We start from the raw sequence: 1128 nt of genomic DNA on the forward strand, positions 1-1128 counted from the left end.
TTCTTGGATTATTCGTTTTCTTCCTTATTTTTTTCAAAGGCTTCATGTTCTACGAGCAGCTTATAGTATTTTGGATAAAGCTTGGCGATGCGGTTACGGTTTTCCGAGGTGCAGAATTTTGCAACCTCTTTGGGTTCATGAGATTTAGGATAGCGGGAAAACATTTCAGTCTGCTCTTGTTTGGTCATTTTTTTGACCGTTGGGCAGATAGGGGCCATTGCTGATTTGCTGTTGGCAAATCCAGCCATATTCCATGCCAGCATCCCGTTACGTTGAGTTTCCTCGTTCGTGTTTTTTTCACAAAACTCCATATCGTTATACATATCCAATGAATCACGAATGACTTGCATACACTCGGCATGTGTCATTTTTTTGATGAGGGAAATTTCAGCGTGCGCAGACAAGGCGGGGAGTAAGAGCAGTAGGGAAATGAATTTTTTCATGGTGTTAGTTGTATATTATGGATAAGTGAGAAAGATTGATGATTAGGTTGTTTATTGATATTCAGACGACCTTGCCGGTGGGTAAGGCCGTCTGAAAATATGCTGATTCAAAGTAAAATCAGGAATCTTGTTGTACTTTCAAGACCGCTTGAACCACGTCTTCTACGGTACGCACGTTGCGGAAGTCTTCGGCTTGCAGTTTGCGGCCGGTTTCGCGTTTGATGTGGTCGATAAGGTCGATAGCGTCGATGCTGTCGATTTCCAAATCTTCGTAGAGGTTGGTTTCGGGTTTGATGCGTTCCGGTTCGATTTCAAACAGGTTAACCAGTGCATCGGTCAGCAGGGTGCGTACTTCTTGTTCGGTCATCTTGTCTCTCCCTTATGCTTGGCGGCTCTTGACGAACTCGGCTAAAGTTTTGACGTTGGCGAAGTTTTCGCGCAGGTTGTCGTTTTCACCGTCGAGCTGGAAGCCGAAGGTTTTTTGTACGGCCAAACCAAGTTCCAATGCATCAACCGAATCCAGGCCCAGGCCGTCGTCGCCGAAAAGTGGATCTTCGCTGCCGATGTCGGCAACGGTAATGTCTTCCAAGCCCAAGCTGTCGACGATTAATTGTTTGATTTGGTTTTCTAAATTGCTCATGTGGTTTTCCTTGTGAAATAGTCTTGCAGGTATTCGTTTAAACGG

Annotated in this window: 3 protein-coding genes; all 3 read right to left on the minus strand. The window is 44.9% G+C overall.

What is annotated here, in order from left to right; all coding sequences use genetic code 11:
• Nucleotides 1–8: 8 nt before the first annotated feature.
• Complete coding sequence (locus tag ACTHUR_RS11635) at nt 9–443, minus strand: hypothetical protein (RefSeq protein ID WP_101755195.1); 435 nt, start codon at nt 441–443, stop codon at nt 9–11.
• A 118-nt stretch (nt 444–561) separates the two neighbouring features.
• A complete protein-coding gene (locus ACTHUR_RS11640; protein WP_003680823.1) occupies nt 562–810 on the minus strand; it encodes an acyl carrier protein in 249 nt (82 codons plus the stop codon).
• A gap of 12 nt (nt 811–822) precedes the next feature.
• Nucleotides 823–1083 (minus strand): phosphopantetheine-binding protein, encoded by a 261-nt coding sequence (locus tag ACTHUR_RS11645; protein WP_440398676.1) that lies wholly within the window; start codon nt 1081–1083, stop codon nt 823–825.
• Nucleotides 1084–1128: the final 45 nt, after the last annotated feature.

It is taken from the genome of Neisseria sp. P0021.S007 (genome assembly GCF_051956855.1).